This is a genomic window from Actinomadura spongiicola (genome assembly GCF_003432485.1).
In the GTDB taxonomy this organism is placed as follows: domain Bacteria; phylum Actinomycetota; class Actinomycetes; order Streptosporangiales; family Streptosporangiaceae; genus Spirillospora; species Spirillospora spongiicola.
This window is the reverse complement of sequence record NZ_QVNQ01000003.1, coordinates 22302-39699: the sequence shown is the minus strand read 5'-3', so window position 1 is coordinate 39699 and position 17398 is coordinate 22302. Positions and strand designations below refer to the sequence as shown.

Here is a 17398-nt window from a genome sequence, read left to right as displayed (position 1 = left end):
CGGATGTCGGCGGTACGGGGCAGGGACGACACCAGCGTCGCCGACGCCCTCGCGCTGCACCGCAAGGGGACGAGGATCGGCGACGTCCTGGCGACCACCGACCACAAGGTGGTCGGCTACCTGTACCTCGGGACCTCGTTCACCATGTTCCTCATCGCCGGGCTGATGGCGATGCTGATGCGGGCCGAACTGCTGGAGCCGGGCCTCCAGGTGATGGACGAGCTCCAGTACAACCAGCTGTTCACGATCCACGGCACGATCATGATGCTGCTGTTCGCGACCCCGCTGTTCGCGGGGTTCGCCAACGTGATCGTCCCGTTGCAGATCGGCGCGCCGGACGTGGCGTTCCCGCGCCTGAACACGCTCACCTACTACCTGTTCCTGTTCGGGTCGCTGCTCGTCCTGGCCGGGTTCGTCACCCCGGACGGGGCGGCGGCGTTCGGATGGTTCGCCTACGCCCCGCTGACCTTGGAGACGTTCTCGCCCGGCGCCGGCAAGGACCTGTGGATCATGGGACTGATCGTGGCGGGGGTGGGCACCACGCTGACCGCCGTCAACATGATCACCACGATCATCACGATGCGCGCCCCGGGCATGGTGATGTTCCGGCTCCCGATCTTCTGCTGGAACGTGATCCTGACCAGCCTGATGGTGATCATCGCGTTTCCGGTGCTGACCGCGGCGCTGTTCGCGCTGGAGGCCGACCGCAGGCTCGGCGCCCACATCTACGACCCGGCGCACGGCGGCGCGATGATCTGGCAGCACCTGTTCTGGTTCTTCGGCCATCCCGAGGTCTACATCGTGGCGCTGCCGTTCTTCGGCATCGTCACCGAGATCATCCCGGTGTTCGCGCGCAAGCCCCTGTTCGGCTACCTCGGCATGGTCGGGGCGACCATCGCGATCGCCGGGCTGTCCATGACGGTCTGGGCGCACCACATGTTCGCCACCGGCCGGGTCCTGCTGCCGTTCTTCTCGATCACGACCTTCATGATCGCCGTGCCGACCGGCATCAAGTTCTTCAACTGGGTGGGGACGCTGTGGAAGGGGCACCTGACGTTCGAGGCCCCGATGCTGTTCGCGCTCGGGTTCCTCACGACGTTCCTGTTCGGCGGGCTGACCGGCGTGATCCTCGGGTCACCGGCCATGGACTTCCATCTCACCGACTCGTTCTTCGTCGTCGGCCACCTGCACTACGTCCTGTTCGGCACCGTCGTGTTCGCCATGTTCGGCGGGTTCTACTTCTGGTGGCCGAAGATGACCGGCAGGAGGCTGGACGAGACCTGGGGCAAGATCCACTTCTGGTCGCTGTTCGTCGGGTTCCACACGACGTTCCTCGTCCAGCACTGGCTCGGCTCGGCGGGGATGCCGCGCCGCTACGCCGACTACCCCGACGAGTTCGCCACGCTGAACCTCGTGTCGTCGGTCGGCTCGTTCGTCCTCGGCGCGTCCACGTTCGCGTTCCTGTGGAACGTGCTGCGCACCTGGCGGCGTGGCGAGGACGTCGGCGTGGACGACCCGTGGGGCGCGGGCGGCTCGCTGGAGTGGGCGACCTCGTGCCCGCCGCCGCGCCACAACTTCACGTCCATGCCGCGGATCCGGTCGATCCGTCCCGCGTTCGACCTGCACTACCCGCCTGACGTCACCGGTCGTCGTGCCGTCGAGAGTCGCGGCGGAGGTCGCCCTGGCCGCCACCGTGCGACTCGCTCTGGTAGTTGAGGTAGAAGCGGTTGACGCGGGTCCGGACCTGGGCGCGGGCGCGGTCCGGCGTCGGCAGCGGGATGAGGTGGCGCGGATAGGGGGCGACGAGTTCCTCCGGCCGCCGGGTCCGCAGCAGGGCCTCCCGCTCGTCCGACGGCCGCTCGTGCCGCTCGTGGAACCCGCCCTCCGGGCTCAGCGAGATCAGGCCGCTCTCCACGCCCTCCTCGCGCTGCCGGAGGTCGCGTCGTTGCAGGCTGAGGCAGACCCGCCGGGTGATCGTGAACGCCAGGAGCGGCGCGACGAAGAACCCGGCGCGGAAGAACCACGTCGTCCAGAACAGCGGGATGTCGAACGCCCACGCGATGACGTCGTTGCCGCCCGCCGCCCACAGGTTCCCGTACCAGGCGATGACGGCGGCGCCGATCGCGGTCCTCGTCGCGGCGTTCCGGGGCCGGTCGAGCAGATGGTGGACGCGTTCGTCGCCCGTCGCCCAGCGTTCCACGAACGGGTACAGCGCGATGAGCGTGAAGAAGACCCCGGGCAGGACGACGGCGGGCACCAGCACGTTCCACATGATCGTGTGGCCGAACAGGTTCGTCTCCAGCCTCGGCATGATGCGCAGGGACCCTTCGAGGAACCCGACGTACCAGTCGGGCTGGGAGCCGAACGACACCTCGTCCGGCTCGTAGGGCCCGTAGAGCCAGACCGGGTTGACCTGCGCGAACGCGGCCAGCCCGGCGAGGACGCCGAACGTGAACAGGAAGTAGGAGGCGCTCTGCGCGGCGAAGTGCGGGAACGTCGGCTCGCCGTGCACCGCCCGTTCCCGCCTGCCCCTGCCCGGCCACTGGGTGTGCGTCTGGTGCCACAGGATCATCAGGTGCGCGGTGATGAGCGCGAGGAGCAGGCCCGGGACGAGCAGGATGTGGACGGTGAACAGACGGGGAATGAAGTCCTCGCTCGACGGGAACTGGCCGCCGAAGGCCCACAGCGCCAGATACGTCCCGACGACGGGCATGGACAGCAGGATGCCCTCGAAGATCCGCAGACCGGTGCCGGACAGCAGGTCGTCGGGCAGCGAGTAACCCGCGAACCCCTCGGCGAGCGCCAGCGCGAACAGCGTGGTGCCGATCAGCCAGTTGATCTCCCGCGGCTTGCGGAACGCGCCGGTGAAGAAGATCCGCAGCAGATGGATCGTGATCGCCGCGAGGAAGACGATCGCCGCCCAGTGGTGGATCTGCCGCATCAGCAGCCCGCCCCGCACGTCGAACGTGAGGTGCAGCGTGGACGCGTACGCCTCGCTCATCCGCACGCCGTTCAGCGGCGCGTACGAGCCGTCGTAGATCAGGACGGCGCCGCTCGGCTTGAAGAACAGCGTCAGGTACACGCCGGTGATCAGCAGGATGACGAACGAGTACAGCGCGATCTCGCCGAGCAGGAACGACCAGTGCTTGGGGAAGGCCTTGCGGAGGTTCGCCTGGAGGAAGGCGGTGGAGCCGAGACGGTCGTTGACGCCCCACGCCAACCTTTCGAGCCGCTCGGCCTTCGCGCCGCCCTTCCGTCCCGCCATCGCCCATCCCCCCGGCCGAGCACATGGAACCCGCAGCCCCGGTACCCCTGACCACCCCCGGCAAACGCGCAGGTCGGGCCGTCAGGCGACGCGCGGGGGCGTGGGGGAGGCGGTGAGTTCGCGGCGCAGCTCGCGGATGTCGGCGCGGAGCCGGTCGGCGTTCCGGGGGTCGCGTTCCAGGCCGCCGAGACCGTCCTCGATCAGGTCGAGTTCGATGGCGCGGAGCCGCGCGAGCCGGCGCCGCGGCTCCCCGGCGGGCACGTCCCAGCGCTCCTTGCGGCGCCACTTGCGGTGCGCGAGGACATGGCTCTCGCCCGGCACCAGCACCCCGGCGGCGGTCTCGGCGTGCGCCGTCCGCCGGAAGTGCGACAGGTAGCGTCGCCTCGCGAGCCGGTACGCGATGATCGCCGTCAGGAGGATCGGGGCGCCCTTGAACGGCAGCAGCAGCACCCCGGGCATGACCGGCGCGTCCCACCAGGAGTGCAGGGCCATCGCGACGACGAACGCCCCGGCGGCCACGGTCACGCTCGTCCGGGACGTGCGGCCGAGCAGGCAGCCGAGGCCCGCGCCGCCGATCGCCGTCATCGCCCAGTGGCTCCACCAGGCGCCGCCGACGACCCGGCCGGCGAACGAGAAGAGCGCCGCGTTCACGTCCTGCGTCCCGCCCGTCAGGATGATCGTGTTCAGGACGTAGAGGAAGTTCTCGGCGATCTGGAACCCGAGACCGGTGAGCGCGCCGTAGCCCCACCCGTCCAGCGGGCCGCGGACCGCGGACGGCGCCATCAGCGCCAGCGTCACCACCCCGAGCAGTTTCAGGATCTCCTCGTCCACGGGGGCGGCGATGGCCGCGCCCCAGGTGCTGTTGAAGACCGGCCCGGCGGTCTTGCCGAGCACCGCCTGGAACGCCGCGTTCGTCGGCAGGGCCAGGCCGAACGCGGCGAACGCGCCCCACGCCACCGCGATCAGCGTGTACCCGATCGGGCGGGTCCGGACCGGGTGCAGCCGCCGCAGGGCCCAGACGCCCACGACCGTCGCCGGTGTCAGCAGCACGACCCCGGTGATCACGCCGAGAGGGAACTCCCGGACCGCGGCGTCCATCGTGCGCACGGCGATCCACGCCCCGATCAGGCACGTCGCCGCCCACAGCCAGAACGCCGGACGGCGGGTCACGGCTCGGAGTCCGAGGATCCGGAGGTCAGGGGGGCCGCGATCGTCACGGTTCGCGCCATCGCCTGGACCTGCGCGGCCACGCTTCGGAAGGAGGGCGGCGGTCCGGCCGCCGTCACCGTCGCACCCAGCGTGTCGGTGGCGTAGACGGTCGCCGTGCCCACACGGTCCGGACCGATGATCGTTCCGGTGAGCCCGGTGAGGCCGCCCGTCGTCTCGATCGGTTCGGGCCGCGCCCCGAGCCGCATGTGCCCGCCCATCGCGACGAGGCGGCCGAGCCCCTGCCACATGTCGCGGGCGTCGAACGGGGCCAGCGGGACGACCACGCTCAGGTTGAACACGACGTCCGCGCGGGTCAACTGGGCATAGCCGCTGAGTAAGGAGTCCTCCTCGTCGAGGAACCAACCGTCGTGCCGGACCGTGATCGTCACCGGGCGGGCGCCGTCGCGTTCCGCGCCGATCGACACGACCGTCCCGGGTGCGAGCGGCCTGGCGCCGTCTCCGAGGACCTCGTTCAGTAAGGGCAACCCCGCGCACAGCACCGACAGCGTCAGCGCCACGAGCCCCGTACCCCACCATTTCACGCGCGCCACGCAGACCCCCCGATGACCCGTCTTGCGGAAATGCCCCTTGACAACGGCCCTAAACGGCGCCGGGCGGGCACGGGTAAGGTGGGCCGACCCATGACAGCATCTCTGACCCCTCCGGTCATCGCCTCCCGGCTGCGCGCCGCGGGCTGCGTGTTCGCCGAGGACGAGGCCCGGCTGATCCTCGCCGCGGCCGCCACGGCGGACGACGTGTCGGCCATGGTGGAGCGGCGCGTCGCGGGGCTGCCCCTGGAGCACGTCATCGGCTGGGCCGAGTTCTGCGGCCTCCGCGTCGCCGTGGACCCCGGCGTGTTCGTGCCCCGCCGCCGCACCGAGTTCCTCGTCCGGCAGGCCGCCGCGCTCGTCCCGCCGCGCCCCGTCGTGGTCGACCTGTGCTGCGGGTCAGGCGCGCTGGGAGCCGCGCTCGTCTCCGGCCCGCCCGTCCACGGCGGGGACGGGTTCACCCTGCACGCCGCCGACGTCGATCCCGCGGCCGTGCGGTGCGCGCGCCGCAACGTCGTCCCGCTCGGCGGGCACGTCCACGAGGGCGACCTGTTCGGGCCGCTGCCGGACGCGTTGCGCGGCGCCGTCGACGTCCTGCTCGCGAACGTGCCTTACGTCCCGGCCGCCGAGGTCGCGCTCCTGCCCTCGGAGGCGCGGCTGCACGAGCCGCGCGTGGCGCTCGACGGCGGCGCGGACGGCCTCGACGTCCTGCGCCGCGTGACCGCCGAGGCGGCGGCGTGGCTGGCGCCGGGCGGGCGACTGCTGTTCGAGACCGGCGACCGGCAGGTCCCGGCCGCGGTCGCCGCCGTCGAGCGGGGCGGCCTCACCGCGACGGTGGCCGTGTCCGATGAGTTCCACGCCACTGTTGTTACGGGGACCAAGCCTGTGTAAAAGCCGTTATTTGGGTAGATGGTGCTCTAGGACGACACGAAGGAGTGAATTATCATGCGCCGCATCACAGCAGCGCTCAGCGCCATCGTCAGCACGATCGCGGGCGTGGTCATCAGCATCGTGACGCTGCCGTTCCGGGTGCTCCAGCGACTGTTCACCCCGTCGCGCCGCCGCTCGATGCGTTCCCGCCGCAGGACGGTCTGACCTGCCGACGCCGCACCGGGACCGAACGCTGGGTAGGGTCCCGGTGCGGTCCGGGCCGGGAAAAGCAATTGCGCGTGCCCACCCCATCCCGCACTCTATGACTGACGAGCGGCACGGCCGAAACGCGGAATGGCCGCGCCAGGGCCGTCGGGATTCTCTGACGGCTCTTCTCATGCCGCACAGGCCGAATTGGTGAGGCACCCGGCTTCCACCCGGGAGAATCGAGTTCGACTCTCGAGTGCGGCTCTGGACTGGACCGGCGGGAGTAACGACGCCCGGCCGGTCCGCCTCGTGCCCAGGCGGGCGGACGCCACCGCCCGCCGCGGGGCACCCATCGCCATGCCCCGGACTTGACTCGGTCTTGTCGTCTCGCTTATTTTGGCGTTCAAATATTGGCCGTCAAAGTAATGGCCGTCGAGGCGGCCGCGCGGAGGAACGATGAGCGACTATCCCGCCTACGCCCCGTCCGAGGAGCACGAGCTGCTGCGGCGCACGGTGCGCGAGCTGGCCGACGACAAGATCGCTCCTTTCGCGGCGGACGTGGACGAGGAGTCACGGTTCCCCCGCGAGGCCCTGGACGCGCTGGTCGCGGCCGACCTGCACGCGGTCCACGTGCCCGAACCGTACGGCGGCGCGGGCGCGGACGCGCTGGCCACGGTGATCGTGATCGAGGAGGTCGCCCGCGCGTGCGCCTCCGCGTCGCTGATCCCGGCGGTGAACAAGCTCGGCACCGTCCCGCTGCTGCTCTCGGGCTCGGAGGAGCTGAAACGCCGATACCTGGGGCCGGTCGCACGCGGCGAGGCCACGTTCTCCTACGCGCTGTCGGAGGCCGACGCGGGCTCCGACGCCGCGGGCATGAAGACCCGGGCCGTGCGCGACGGTGACGCCTGGGTGCTCGACGGCACCAAGATGTGGATCACCAACGCGGGGGAATCGGAGTTCTACACCGTGATGGCGGTCACCGACCCGTCCGCCGGAGCCCGGGGCATCTCGGCGTTCGTGGTGGAGAAGAGCGACCCGGGCGTGTCGTTCGGGCCGAAGGAGCGCAAACTCGGCATCAAGGGCTCTCCGACCCGGCAGGTGATCCTGCAGGACGTCCGCATCCCCGGCGACCGGATCATCGGCGCGGAGGGCACCGGCTTCAAGACGGCGCTGGCCACCCTCGACCACACGCGCATCACCATCGCCGCCCAGGCCCTGGGCATCGCGCAGGGCGCGCTCGACTTCGCGCTCGGCTACGTCAGGGAACGCCGCCAGTTCGGCAAGCCCATCGCCGACTTCCAGGGCGTGCAGTTCATGCTGGCCGACATGGCGATGCGGCTCGAAGGCGCCCGGCAGCTCACCTACCACGCGGCGATCAAGTCCGAGCGGGCGATGGAGGGGGAGCGGATCCCCGACCTGACCTTCGTGTCGTCGGCGTGCAAGACCCTGGCCTCGGACGTGGCGATGGACGTGACCACCGACGCCGTCCAGCTGCTCGGCGGATACGGGTACACCCGGGAGTTCCCGGTGGAGCGGATGATGCGCGACGCCAAGATCACCCAGATCTACGAGGGCACGAACCAGATCCAGCGCATGGTCATGGCCCGCCAACTCCTCAAGTGATCGACACGGGGTGACGTCACGCGGTCGGCAGGCGCAGCTCGAACAGCGCGCCGCCCTCGGGGGCCTCGCCGACCGTGAGGACACCGCCGTGCGCCCGCGCCAGCTCCCGGGCGAGGGGCAGGCCGAGTCCCGCGCCACCCTCGTCCCGGCTGCGCGCGTCGTCCAGCCGGACGAACCGCTCGAAGATCCGTTCCCGGTCGGCGGGCGGCACCCCCGGCCCGTCGTCGGCGACCCGCAGGACCGCCGCCCCCGACTCCCCGTGCAGCGAGAGCCGCACGGCCGAGCCGGCGTGCCGTTCGGCGTTGTCGAGGAGGTTGCCGACGATCCGCGCGAGCCGCCCCGGCACGCCCATGACGGTCGGGTCGTCCTCGATGGACGCCCGGACGGGGATCCGGTCGCCCGCCGCGCGCCGGTCGAGAACCTCCCGGACGAGGCGGCCCAACGCGACGCGCCGCTCCGGTGGACGGTCCCCGGCGTCGATGCGCGCGAGGAGCAGCAGGTCGGCGGCGAGGTCCTGAAGGCGCACGACGTCCTCGGTCAGACCGTCCACGTCCAGAGGCCCGGGATGCGCCGCCGCGACCTCCAACTGCGTGCGCAGCGACGCGATCGGGCTGCGCAGCTCGTGCGAGGCGTCCGCCACGAACGCGCGCTGCCGCGCCACCGAGCCCTCCAGCGCGGCGAGCGTCTCGTTCGTCGTGACCGCAAGCCGGGCGATCTCGTCCCCCGAGTCGGGCACCGGCACCCGCCGGGCCAGATCGCCCGCCGCGGTGATCTCGGCCAGCTCCGCCCGGACGGCCTCCACCGGACGCAGCGCCCGCCGGGTGACCAGCCACGTCACGCCCGCGACCACGGCCAGCAGCAGCGGCAGGCCCACGAGCAGCGCACGGGAGACGGTACCGACCGCGTCCCGCGCCGCGGCCAGGTCAGCGCCCGCGTACACGGTGACGGTCTCGTCCTCGGGCGTCGTCACCTCGACCGCCGCGAACCGGTACTGCGCGGTGCGTCCGTCCACGGTCGCCGTGCCGGTGAAGAGGCGCGGGCCGTCGTCCGACACCTCGCCCCGCCCGGGACCGTCGTCCGCGTCCCCGGAGTCGCCGACATCACGGTCGTCGCCCGGAGACGGCGTCCCCTCGACGGACTCCAGGTCCTCGTTGACCGCGCGCACGCGCCCGCTCCCGTCCACCACCCGCACCGGATGATCGTCGCCGTCCGGCAGGTCGAGCGCGCGGTACGGGACGCCCGCCGCGAGCTGCGACGCGACCTCCCGCGCCGCCACCTCCGCCTCCAGATCGGTCTGGCCGCCGAGGTTGGCGCGCAGCAGCAGCACCACCGCCGTCCCGGCCGCCACCAGCGCGACCGCGACCACGGCGGTCGCGCCGAGGGTCGTCCGCGCCCGGACCGACGACGGGCGCCGCACCCTGTCACGGATCACGCGGCACGCCCCCGTCCCTGGCCAGCCGGTATCCCGCCCCGCGCACCGTGACGATGGACCGGCGCCCGAACGGGACGTCGAGCTTGCGGCGCAGGGCGCTCACGTACACCTCGACGATGTTGGGATCGCCGTCATAGGCGAAGTCCCAGACCGCCTCCATGATCTGCGTCTTCGACACCACCCGGCCCGCGTTCGCCGCCAGGTGCTCCAGCACGGCGAACTCCTTGGCGGTCAGCTCCACCTCCACCTCGCCCCGGAACACGCTGCGCGCCGCCGGGTCCACGGTGAGGTCGCCCAGCACGATGGTCGGCGCCGCGCCCCGCGTCCGGCGGCGCAGCAACGCGCGGATCCGGGCGACCAGCACCATGTACGAGAACGGCTTGGTGAGATAGTCGTCGGCGCCCGTGTCGAGGCCCTCCGCCTCGTCGTACTCGCCGTCCTTGGCGGTCAGCATCAGGATCGGGATCTCCTCGCCCGCGGCCCGCAGCGCCGCGCACACCCGGTAGCCGTTCATCCCGGGAAGCATGATGTCGAGGACGATCAGGTCGAACTCGCCGCTGAGCGCCCGGTCGAGTCCCACGGCGCCGTCATGGACGGTCTCGACCACGAACCCCTCGGCCGCCAGACCCCGAGCGAGGGACGCGGCCAGGCGTTTCTCGTCCTCTACGAGCAGCAGGCGCATGCCCACAGCGTGCCAAACCGTTCCTGAAGGCGGCTTCAGGTCGTTTCAGGAAGAGCACAGGAAACCCCGGCATCGTCGAGACCAGAACACGACGAACTGGAGGATGTCATGAGGTTCGACGCACGGCGCCCGGTCTCGGGACGCGGCCTGCTGGTGGCGGTGGTCGCCGCGGGCGTCCTGGCGGGCGGGGGAGCGGCCAGCGCGTTCGCCGCCGACCCCGACGGCAGCCCCCGCACGACCGCGCCCACGGCGCCTTCCACTCCACCCACCACCCCTCCCGGCACACCTTCCTCTAACGCTCCGAAGACGTCGGTCACGGTGGTGGACGCGGCGCAGGCGGCCTTGAAGTCGGTCCCGGGGGGCACGGTGACGGCGGTCGAACTGGACGACGAGAACGGCAGGACCCTTTGGGAGGTCGACGTCACCGACCGGAACGGGGCCGAGCGCGAGCTTGTCGTGGACGCCGCGACCGCCAAGGTCCAGGAGGCCCCCAAGAACGACGATCACGACGACCGGGACGTCCGCGACGACGACTGAGGGCACCCGGGCCGCGCGAAGCGACGCCCTTGACATGCAGCCATCCGGCTACCTATCTTTTTAGGCAGCTGGATGGCTGCATTTTTGGGACGGTACATGGACACGGTCTTCAAGGCGCTCGCCGATCCGAGCCGCCGACGCCTGCTGGACAGCCTGAACGCCCGCAACGGGCAGACCCTGCGGGAACTGTGCGCCGGGCTGGACATGGCCCGGCAGTCCGTCAGCAAGCACCTGGCGGTGCTGGAGGCCGCGGACCTGGTGACGACGAGGCGCCGTGGACGGGAGAAGTTCCACTACCTCAACGCCGCCCCGATCAACGCGATCGCCGACCGCTGGATGAGCCGGTACGACCGGGACCGGGCGAGTGCGCTCGCCGACCTCAAGACCGCATTGGAGCATGAGGAGATGGCCGCAAGCGAGTTCGTTTACACGACGTACATCAAGACCACGCCGGAACGGCTGTGGCAGGCGCTGACCGATCCGGCCTTCACCCGCCGCTACTGGGGCATCGCCTTCGAGACCGACTGGGCGCCCGGCTCCCCGATCGTCTGGCACGAGGAGAACGCGACGATGGCCGACCCGGAGCAGGTCGTCCTCGAAGCGGACCGGCCCCGCCGCCTCTCCTACACCTGGCACACGTTCACTCCGGAGTGGGCGAAGGCCGTCGGCGTGGACGAGGAGAAGCGCGCCGAACTGCTGACCGAGCCGCGGTCCAAGGTGACGTTCGAGATCGAACCGGCCGGGGAGACGGTCAAGCTCACGGTCGTCCACGAGGGGGGCGACGTCGTCCTCGGCATGTCGCGTCACGGCTGGCCGCAGGTCGTGTCCGGCCTCAAGACCCTCCTGGAGACCGGCGAGCAACTGCCCGTCGGTTGACCCGCCGCGCCGGTCGACCCTGGCCGGGGCCGTCCGGGTCAGCGGCGCAGCCCGCTGCTGCCGCCCGACTCCTCCTCGCCGTCGGTGGAGTGCTCCGGTTCGAGGTACTCGTCGTCCGGCCAGAGGTTGTCGGCGAGAAAGGCGAGGTACTCCTCGTCGGCGGGGTCGAGCTCGGCCGTCATCGACTCCGGATGGACGGCGAGCGGATCGTCCGGCGGCGGGTCGGGGCTCGGGGCGCGGGACGGGACGTGCGACATGGGGCGAAGCAGTCTCGGCAGGCAGAAGCCGAACAGGGCCGCCAGTGACACGAGGACCAGGACCGTGGTCACACCACACCGTCCTTCCGCGGTCGAGTCCGCACGATTCCTATGTAAGGAGCGAAACAGTTGAACGCTACCTGGACGGCCGTCGGGATGGGAGTCCGACATGCTGACCGCGCGGAGGACATGTGAAGGACAATTGACTTCGTGCAACCTTCCGTGGACGCTCATGCGCGTGAACTGGCCCGGGTCGTCTGGGATCACCTCGTCCAGTCCGATCCCCTGACCAGGGCCGACGTGATCCTCGCGCTGGGAAGTCACGACACGCGGGTCGCGGTGCACGCCGCGCGGCTGTGGCATGAGGGCCGGGCGCCGCTGGTGGTCATGTCGGGCGGGCGCGGGAAGGTCACCTCGGACTGGACGCGCACCGAGGCGAGCGTGTTCGGACGGGTGGCGCGCGAGCACGGGGTACCGGACGCCGCGCTCCTCCTGGAGGAGACGGCGACCAACACGGGGGAGAACATCACCGCTTCGAGGCGACTGTTGGCGGAGAGGGGCGTCGTGGTCGACCGCGGGATCCTGGTCGCGAAGCCCTACATGACGCGCCGGGCGCTCGCCACGGCGCGGTGCCAGTGGCCGGAAGTGGAGTGGGCGGCGTCCGCGCCCGAGGTGGGCTTCGACGCGTTCGACGAGGACGAGCGCCAGTTCATCGAACTGATGGTGGGGGACCTGCAGCGTATGGTCGTCTACGCGGAGCGCGGCTTTCAGGTGCCGATGCCAGTACCGGACGTGGCGTGGGCGGCGTACGAGCAGCTGGTGCGGCTCGGCTACGACCGGCACGTGATCAGGTGACCGGCCGGGGCCGAGGCCCGCTCACCGGGCCTGCTCACCGGGCCTGGGCGGCGGTGATGGGACGGTGCGGGGCGATGACCCGCCCGTCGGGCAGCAGTTCTCCCGTGTCCTCGAAGACGACGACGCCGTTGCAGAGCAGGCTCCACCCCTGCTCCGGGTGACGGGCGACGGTGCGCGCGGCCTCGCGGTCGAGGTCGTCCGGAGTCGGGCAGGTCGGCTGGTGCGGGCAGCAGGTCGGGTGTTGAGCGGTCACGGGGTCCTCCACGGTGTCCTCGTGATTAAGGACATAGATTCAGCCTGCCGTGGGCCGACCGAAATATGCAAGTGGATGGGCGATTCTTTACTGTTCAATGCGTGTAAAGCCGGACAAGTCGGGCAGCCCGGCGTGACTCACCGCAGGAGGCCCTCGCCGGGTTCGTCGCCGTGGTCCACGTCCAGGCCGACGACGGAGGCGCAGCCCGTGCAGATCCACTCGGCGATGACCGCCTCCGGGTTCGTGCCGTGCGTGCGGTACGGGCGCTCCACCCTCCGGCGCCGCATCCCGTGACCGCAGGACGAGTGCAGGACCCGTCCGCAGGTGGGACACGGCCAGACGTCCTCGCACCGCAGGTCACAGCGCGGGCACAGCGGTGACTCGTAGGGCCCGCCCGGCTCCGCGGTCTCCGTCTCGCCGAGCCACTCGCTCTCGAGATCGAGGTACTCGTCGCCCGGCCAGTGGTGGTCGGCCAGCCACGCGAGGTACTCCTCCTCGCCCGGGCCGAGGACGGCCGTCAGGGACTCGGGATGCTCGGTGTCCGAGCGGTGGGGGCGCCTGCCGTGCCGCGCCGTGGCCAGGAGCGTCAGCAGGCCGAGGAGCGCGGCCGCGGCCAGGCCTGTCGCCAGGGGCATCGCGGCGTCCTTGTGATCGTGCGGCGGGAGATCCCGATCATGAATTCACTTCGGAAAACCCTGCGAACGCTACAAGAAAGGTTCTTTACTGAAAAGTCGATCAAAATGATTCCTTACAGGGATCATGACGGTCGGGGTGTCCGAAACCACGGCGTGGCACGGTCCAGAACGGGGTCAGCCTGCGGGAACCGACGTCCGGAGCACCCCGCGACGACGCCTGGAGCGCCCACGGGTTTCACTCTCCGCTGAATCCGCCGCAAGCCCTTGCGTTCGGGCGCGGTCTTCGTCCACCGGGTGCCGCTCCGGGCGACGACCTCCCGGGGTGCGGTTCTCCGCAGGGTCGGAGGTGTGGGATGCGGCCGGACGGGTAGGCGGTGTACTCCATGGTGGTGGGGAGGACGGGTTTCTAGCGTCATCAACATGATCGAAAAAGCACTCACGGCGTCCGGGAGCGAGCCCGTCGGCGGCATCGCGGGGTGGGCGACCGACCTGATGGACAAGCTGGGCGCTCCAGGCGCGGGACTGGCGATCGCGCTGGAGAACCTCTTCCCGCCGCTGCCGAGCGAGGTGATCCTCCCCCTGGCCGGGTTCACGGCGGCGCAGGGACGGATGAGTCTCGTCGCGGCCCTCGTGTGGACGACGGTCGGCAGCGTCGTCGGAGCGCTCGCCCTCTACGGGATCGGCGCGCTGATCGGACGCGACCGGATCCGCGCGCTCGTGGCCAGGCTCCCCCTGATCAAGCTGTCCGACCTGGACCGGACGGAGGCGTGGTTCGCGCGGCACGGCGCCAAGGCGGTGTTCTTCGGCCGCATGATCCCGATCTTCCGCAGCCTGATCTCCGTCCCGGCCGGGGTGGAGCGGATGCGGCTGACGACGTTCCTGCTTTACACGGCGCTGGGCAGTCTGCTGTGGAACGCGGCGTTCGTGCTCGCCGGTTACAAGCTCGGCGACAGTTGGCGGACGGTCGAGGAGTACGTGGGCATGTACTCCAAGGGAGTCCTCGCGATCGCCGCCCTCGCCGCCGCGGTGTTCGTCGCCGTACGTATCGTGAAGGCCCGCCGTGAGAAGCGGCAAGGCGACGAGCGGCAACGGGACGAGCGGCAGGGGGACCAGCGGGAGTGGCACGGGCAGCAGTGGGCGCAACAGGGGCGGCGGGCGGACGGTCGTCTCGCGGAGACGGCAGAATTCCGGCGTGACCGCCTCCACTGACGCGTGGGGCCCGCGTCGCCTCGTCCGCGCCGCGGTCGGGCTGACGCTCGGCGCGGTCACGGCCGTCGTGGAGATGGCCCTGCTCGCGGTGGCGGCGCTCCTGATGGCCTACTCGCTGGCGTTCTCGCGCGGGCAACGCACCGTCCCGACGGTCGTCGCGGACGCCGCGCGGGCCGCGACCGAGCTGGAACGGCGGCGGCTCCGGAGGTTCCACGGCGAGGACCGGGCCGTCCGGTACGGGCCGTTGAAGGCGCTGGCGTACCTCGTCCTGCGCGTGCCGGTAGGGCTTCTCGGCGGCGTGATCCTGATCATGGTGGTCTACGGCGCGGTGATCGGGACCGCGCTGGCCGTGAGCTGGTGGATCACGGGCGACTACATGGACGGCATCCCCCCGAGCCCCTTGATCGTCATCTACACGGTGCTCCTCGGGAGCGTCCTGCTGTTCCTGGCGGTGCAGGGCCTGGTCGGGGTCGTGGCGCTGGAGAGGACGGTGGCGCGGCGCTGCCTGGGCCCGAGCCCCCTGGAGGCGTACGAGCGTCGCATCGCGCAGCTGTCGGTCACCCGCGCGGAGGTCGTGGACGCGGTGGACGACGAGCGCCGCCGCATCGAACGGGACCTGCACGACGGCGTCCAGCAGCGCCTCGTCGCGCTCGGCATGCTGATCGGCCGCGCCCGCCGCGCCGGGGACGCCGAGAGGTCGGCGGAACTGCTGCGCCAGGCGCACGAGGAGTCACAGCGAGCCCTGGAGGACCTGCGAGAGGTCACCTGGCGCGTCTACCCGACCGCGCTGGACCGCGAGGGGCTGCGGGCGGCGCTGGAGACGGTGGCGGAACGGTCCGCGCTGCCGGTGACGATCGACTACGACGTGCCCGGACGGGTCCCGCACGCGGTGGAGACCGCCGCGTACTTCGTCGTCTGCGAGGCCGTCACCAACGCGGCCAAGCATTCCGGCGCCCTCCGCGTGCGGGTGGAGGTCACGGCATCGGCGACACTGGTGGGCGTGCGCATCGAGGACGACGGCGGCGGCGGAGCCGACCCGGGCGGCGGCGGGCTCGCCGGGCTGGCCCGCAGGGTCGCCGCCCTGGACGGGACGTTCGACGTCGACAGCCCGCCCGGCGGCCCGACGGTGATCACCGCGGAGCTGCCGTGCGGGTGATGCTGGCCGAGGACTCGACGCTGCTCCGCGAGGGCCTGGTCCGGCTGCTCGCCGAGGAGGGGCACGTGGTGGAGGCGGCGGTCGGCGACGGGGACGCGCTGATCGCGGCGGTGGCGGCCGGTCCGCCGGACGTCGTGGTCGTGGACGTCCGGATGCCGCCCACCCACACCGACGAGGGGTTGCGCGCCGCGCTGCGGATCCGGGAGCGCTGGCCGGACGTCGGCGTCCTCGTCCTGTCGCAGTACGTGGAGAGGCGCTACGCCACCGAGCTGATCACCTCGGACACCACCGGTGTCGGCTACCTGCTCAAAGACCGCGTGGCACAGGTCGACGAGTTCCTCGACGCCCTCGACCGGGTCGGCGCGGGCGGCGCCGCGTTCGACCCCGAGGTGGTGCGCCGGCTCCTCGCCGCGCACGGGCCGCGTGCCGACCCGCTGTCCCGCCTGACCCCGAGGGAACGGGACGTCCTCGACCACATGGCGCAGGGCCATACCAACGCCTCGATCGGCAAGATCCTGCACATCTCGCAGAGCGCGGTGGAGAAGCACGTCAACGCGATCTTCGACAAGCTCGACCTGTCGCGCACGACCGGTTACAGCCGCCGCGTCCTCGCCGTCCTCCGCTACCTGGGAACCTGAACTCGACCGCTCAGGCGGGTACGGAGTCGACGGCGTAGCGGGTGCCGCCCGCGGCGCGGGCCCGGTCGAGGAGGACCCGGTTGGCGGCGAGCATCTCCGCGACCGACGCGCAGCCCGGCGACGCGGTGCGCAGGACGCTGAACAGGACGGGGTCGTCCGGCACGTCCAGCATCGGCACGTGGCCGACCCGCAGCGCCTTGACCAGGACGACGCCGCTGAGCCCGAGCCCCGACGGTGTCAGCTCCGCCAGCGTCGCCTCGATCACGGACGCGGCGCGGGCGGCGGGCAGGAACACCATCCCCCAGGGATGCGGGCGCGCCCACTCGCCCAACACGATCAGCTCCGCGACGTCGGGGCGCATCCGGTCGCAGAAGTCGAGGTAGGGCAGTTCCTCGACGTCGACGGCCCCGGGCGGGGGCGCCACCGCCAGATCGGGGCCGTCGCCGTAGAGGACGGCCTTGACCTCGTACACCCACCCGTGCAGCGACGTTTTCACCTGCGCGGAGATGTGGTCGGCCCGGACGTCGCGTTGGACGCGGAGCACGTCCTCGACGTCCCGGCACGGGATGGTGCACGACAGCACCCGTTCCGGCGCGGGGACGAGCGGGATCGTCGCCTCGGTGATGACGCCGTGCCGTCCGAGCCCGGCGCGGACGGCGTCGAACAGCTCGGGCCGGACGTCGCGGGAGCAGCGCACCGGCTCGCCGTCCCCGGTGACGTTCGAGACGACGGCCAGCGCGCGCACCTTGTCAGCCTGCGTCCCATGGAGGTGGGACGTTCCGCCGACGCCGCCCGCGGAGATCGTCCCGCCGACGGTCAGGTCGAGGTGGTCGGTCAGGACCGGCGGGGTCAGGCCGTGCGGCAGCGTCGCCGCGAGCAGCTCGCGCCAGGTCGTCCCGGCGGCGACGACCGCGTCCCGGGCGCGGACCTCGACGCCGGTGAGCTCCCGCAGGTCCAGCGAGACACCCGCGGTGAGCGACTGGCCGTAGGTGGAGTGCCCGAGGCCGCGCGGTACGACGTCCAGGCCCTGAGCGGCGGCCTCGCGGACGGCGCGGGCCACCTCTCGGGCCGATCCCGGCCGGACGACGCGGACGGGCGAACGCTCCACGATCCCGCCGAAGTCACGCATGCGCCCGGCCTTCCCCG

General features: G+C 71.5%; 19 protein-coding genes and 1 tRNA gene. 11 read left to right on the top strand and 9 right to left on the bottom strand.

What is annotated here, in order from left to right; genetic code table 11:
• Positions 1-3 precede the first annotated feature (3 nt).
• The gene (gene ctaD / locus D0T12_RS08900; RefSeq protein WP_117399039.1) at positions 4-1716 is read left to right on the top strand and encodes an aa3-type cytochrome oxidase subunit I; all 1713 of its coding nucleotides are present in this window, start codon (positions 4-6) and stop codon (positions 1714-1716) included.
• On the opposite strand, the gene qcrB is transcribed toward ctaD, so the two are convergent.
• From qcrB to D0T12_RS35290, 3 genes are all read right to left on the bottom strand, one after another.
• On the bottom strand, positions 1640-3265 hold the full coding sequence (gene qcrB, locus D0T12_RS08895; RefSeq protein WP_117399038.1) for a cytochrome bc1 complex cytochrome b subunit: 1626 nt from the start codon (positions 3263-3265) through the stop codon (positions 1640-1642). The genes ctaD and qcrB overlap by 77 nt on opposite strands.
• Before the next feature lie 81 nt (positions 3266-3346).
• Positions 3347-4435, bottom strand: a complete 1089-nt coding sequence (locus D0T12_RS08890; RefSeq protein ID WP_158581458.1) for a PrsW family intramembrane metalloprotease — start codon at positions 4433-4435, stop codon at positions 3347-3349.
• Positions 4432-5025, bottom strand: a complete 594-nt coding sequence (locus D0T12_RS35290; protein WP_158581457.1) for a hypothetical protein — start codon at positions 5023-5025, stop codon at positions 4432-4434. The genes D0T12_RS08890 and D0T12_RS35290 overlap by 4 nt, the downstream gene beginning before the upstream one ends.
• Positions 5026-5115: 90 nt before the next feature.
• Here D0T12_RS35290 and D0T12_RS08885 point away from each other — a divergent pair, with 90 nt between their 5' ends.
• The 4 genes from D0T12_RS08885 to D0T12_RS08875 all read left to right on the top strand — a co-directional run bounded on the left by D0T12_RS08885 (position 5116) and on the right by D0T12_RS08875 (position 7722).
• On the top strand, positions 5116-5913 hold the full coding sequence (locus D0T12_RS08885) for a putative protein N(5)-glutamine methyltransferase (RefSeq protein WP_117399036.1): 798 nt from the start codon (positions 5116-5118) through the stop codon (positions 5911-5913).
• 54 nt (positions 5914-5967) lie between these two features.
• Positions 5968-6117, top strand: coding sequence for an LPFR motif small protein (locus D0T12_RS35285; protein ID WP_158581456.1), 150 nt, complete (start codon positions 5968-5970; stop codon positions 6115-6117).
• 174 nt (positions 6118-6291) lie between these two features.
• A tRNA-Gly gene (locus D0T12_RS08880) sits at positions 6292-6363 on the top strand.
• Between the two features lie 192 nt (positions 6364-6555).
• Complete coding sequence (locus tag D0T12_RS08875; protein WP_117399035.1) at positions 6556-7722, top strand: acyl-CoA dehydrogenase family protein; 1167 nt, start codon at positions 6556-6558, stop codon at positions 7720-7722.
• Positions 7723-7738: 16 nt separating this feature from the next.
• On the opposite strand, the gene D0T12_RS08870 is transcribed toward D0T12_RS08875, so the two are convergent.
• Together D0T12_RS08870 and D0T12_RS08865 are read right to left on the bottom strand one after the other, a co-directional pair.
• Positions 7739-9154, bottom strand: a complete 1416-nt coding sequence (locus D0T12_RS08870) for a sensor histidine kinase (protein WP_233525927.1) — start codon at positions 9152-9154, stop codon at positions 7739-7741.
• Entirely contained in the window at positions 9144-9836 is a 693-nt protein-coding gene (locus tag D0T12_RS08865) for a response regulator transcription factor (protein WP_117399034.1), read from the bottom strand. Before D0T12_RS08865 ends, D0T12_RS08870 begins: the two co-directional genes overlap by 11 nt.
• A 108-nt stretch (positions 9837-9944) precedes the next feature.
• On the opposite strand from D0T12_RS08865, the gene D0T12_RS08860 reads away from it, so the two are divergent.
• Both D0T12_RS08860 and D0T12_RS08855 read left to right on the top strand, forming a co-directional pair.
• Entirely contained in the window at positions 9945-10373 is a 429-nt protein-coding gene (locus tag D0T12_RS08860; RefSeq protein ID WP_117399033.1) for a PepSY domain-containing protein, read from the top strand.
• Positions 10374-10469: 96 nt separating this feature from the next.
• On the top strand, positions 10470-11249 hold the full coding sequence (locus D0T12_RS08855; protein ID WP_117399032.1) for an ArsR/SmtB family transcription factor: 780 nt from the start codon (positions 10470-10472) through the stop codon (positions 11247-11249).
• Positions 11250-11287: 38 nt separating this feature from the next.
• Here the strand turns inward: D0T12_RS08855 and D0T12_RS08850 are convergent, their stop codons facing one another.
• A complete protein-coding gene (locus D0T12_RS08850; protein ID WP_117399031.1) occupies positions 11288-11578 on the bottom strand; it encodes a hypothetical protein in 291 nt (96 codons plus the stop codon).
• 138 nt (positions 11579-11716) lie between these two features.
• Between D0T12_RS08850 and D0T12_RS08845 the strand changes: the two genes are divergently transcribed.
• Positions 11717-12361 (top strand): YdcF family protein, encoded by a 645-nt coding sequence (locus tag D0T12_RS08845; RefSeq protein WP_158581455.1) that lies wholly within the window; start codon positions 11717-11719, stop codon positions 12359-12361.
• Between the two features lie 34 nt (positions 12362-12395).
• On the opposite strand, the gene D0T12_RS08840 is transcribed toward D0T12_RS08845, so the two are convergent.
• Entirely contained in the window at positions 12396-12614 is a 219-nt protein-coding gene (locus tag D0T12_RS08840; RefSeq protein WP_117399706.1) for a DUF5999 family protein, read from the bottom strand.
• A gap of 137 nt (positions 12615-12751) precedes the next feature.
• Positions 12752-13249, bottom strand: coding sequence for a hypothetical protein (locus D0T12_RS35855; protein ID WP_199487384.1), 498 nt, complete (start codon positions 13247-13249; stop codon positions 12752-12754).
• Positions 13250-13669: 420 nt separating this feature from the next.
• On the opposite strand from D0T12_RS35855, the gene D0T12_RS08830 reads away from it, so the two are divergent.
• From D0T12_RS08830 to D0T12_RS08820, 3 genes are read left to right on the top strand one after another with little or no spacing between them, the layout of a single operon-like run.
• Entirely contained in the window at positions 13670-14458 is a 789-nt protein-coding gene (locus D0T12_RS08830) for a DedA family protein (RefSeq protein ID WP_117399029.1), read from the top strand.
• Positions 14442-15614 carry a sensor histidine kinase gene (locus D0T12_RS08825; protein ID WP_233525926.1) on the top strand — a complete coding sequence of 391 codons (1173 nt, stop codon included), beginning with the start codon at positions 14442-14444 and terminating at the stop codon, positions 15612-15614. The genes D0T12_RS08830 and D0T12_RS08825 overlap by 17 nt, the downstream gene beginning before the upstream one ends.
• Positions 15605-16252, top strand: a complete 648-nt coding sequence (locus D0T12_RS08820; RefSeq protein ID WP_117399028.1) for a response regulator — start codon at positions 15605-15607, stop codon at positions 16250-16252. The genes D0T12_RS08825 and D0T12_RS08820 overlap by 10 nt, the downstream gene beginning before the upstream one ends.
• A gap of 10 nt (positions 16253-16262) precedes the next feature.
• Here the strand turns inward: D0T12_RS08820 and D0T12_RS08815 are convergent, their stop codons facing one another.
• The gene (locus D0T12_RS08815) at positions 16263-17381 is read right to left on the bottom strand and encodes an FAD-binding protein (RefSeq protein ID WP_147339452.1); all 1119 of its coding nucleotides are present in this window, start codon (positions 17379-17381) and stop codon (positions 16263-16265) included.
• Positions 17382-17398: the final 17 nt, after the last annotated feature.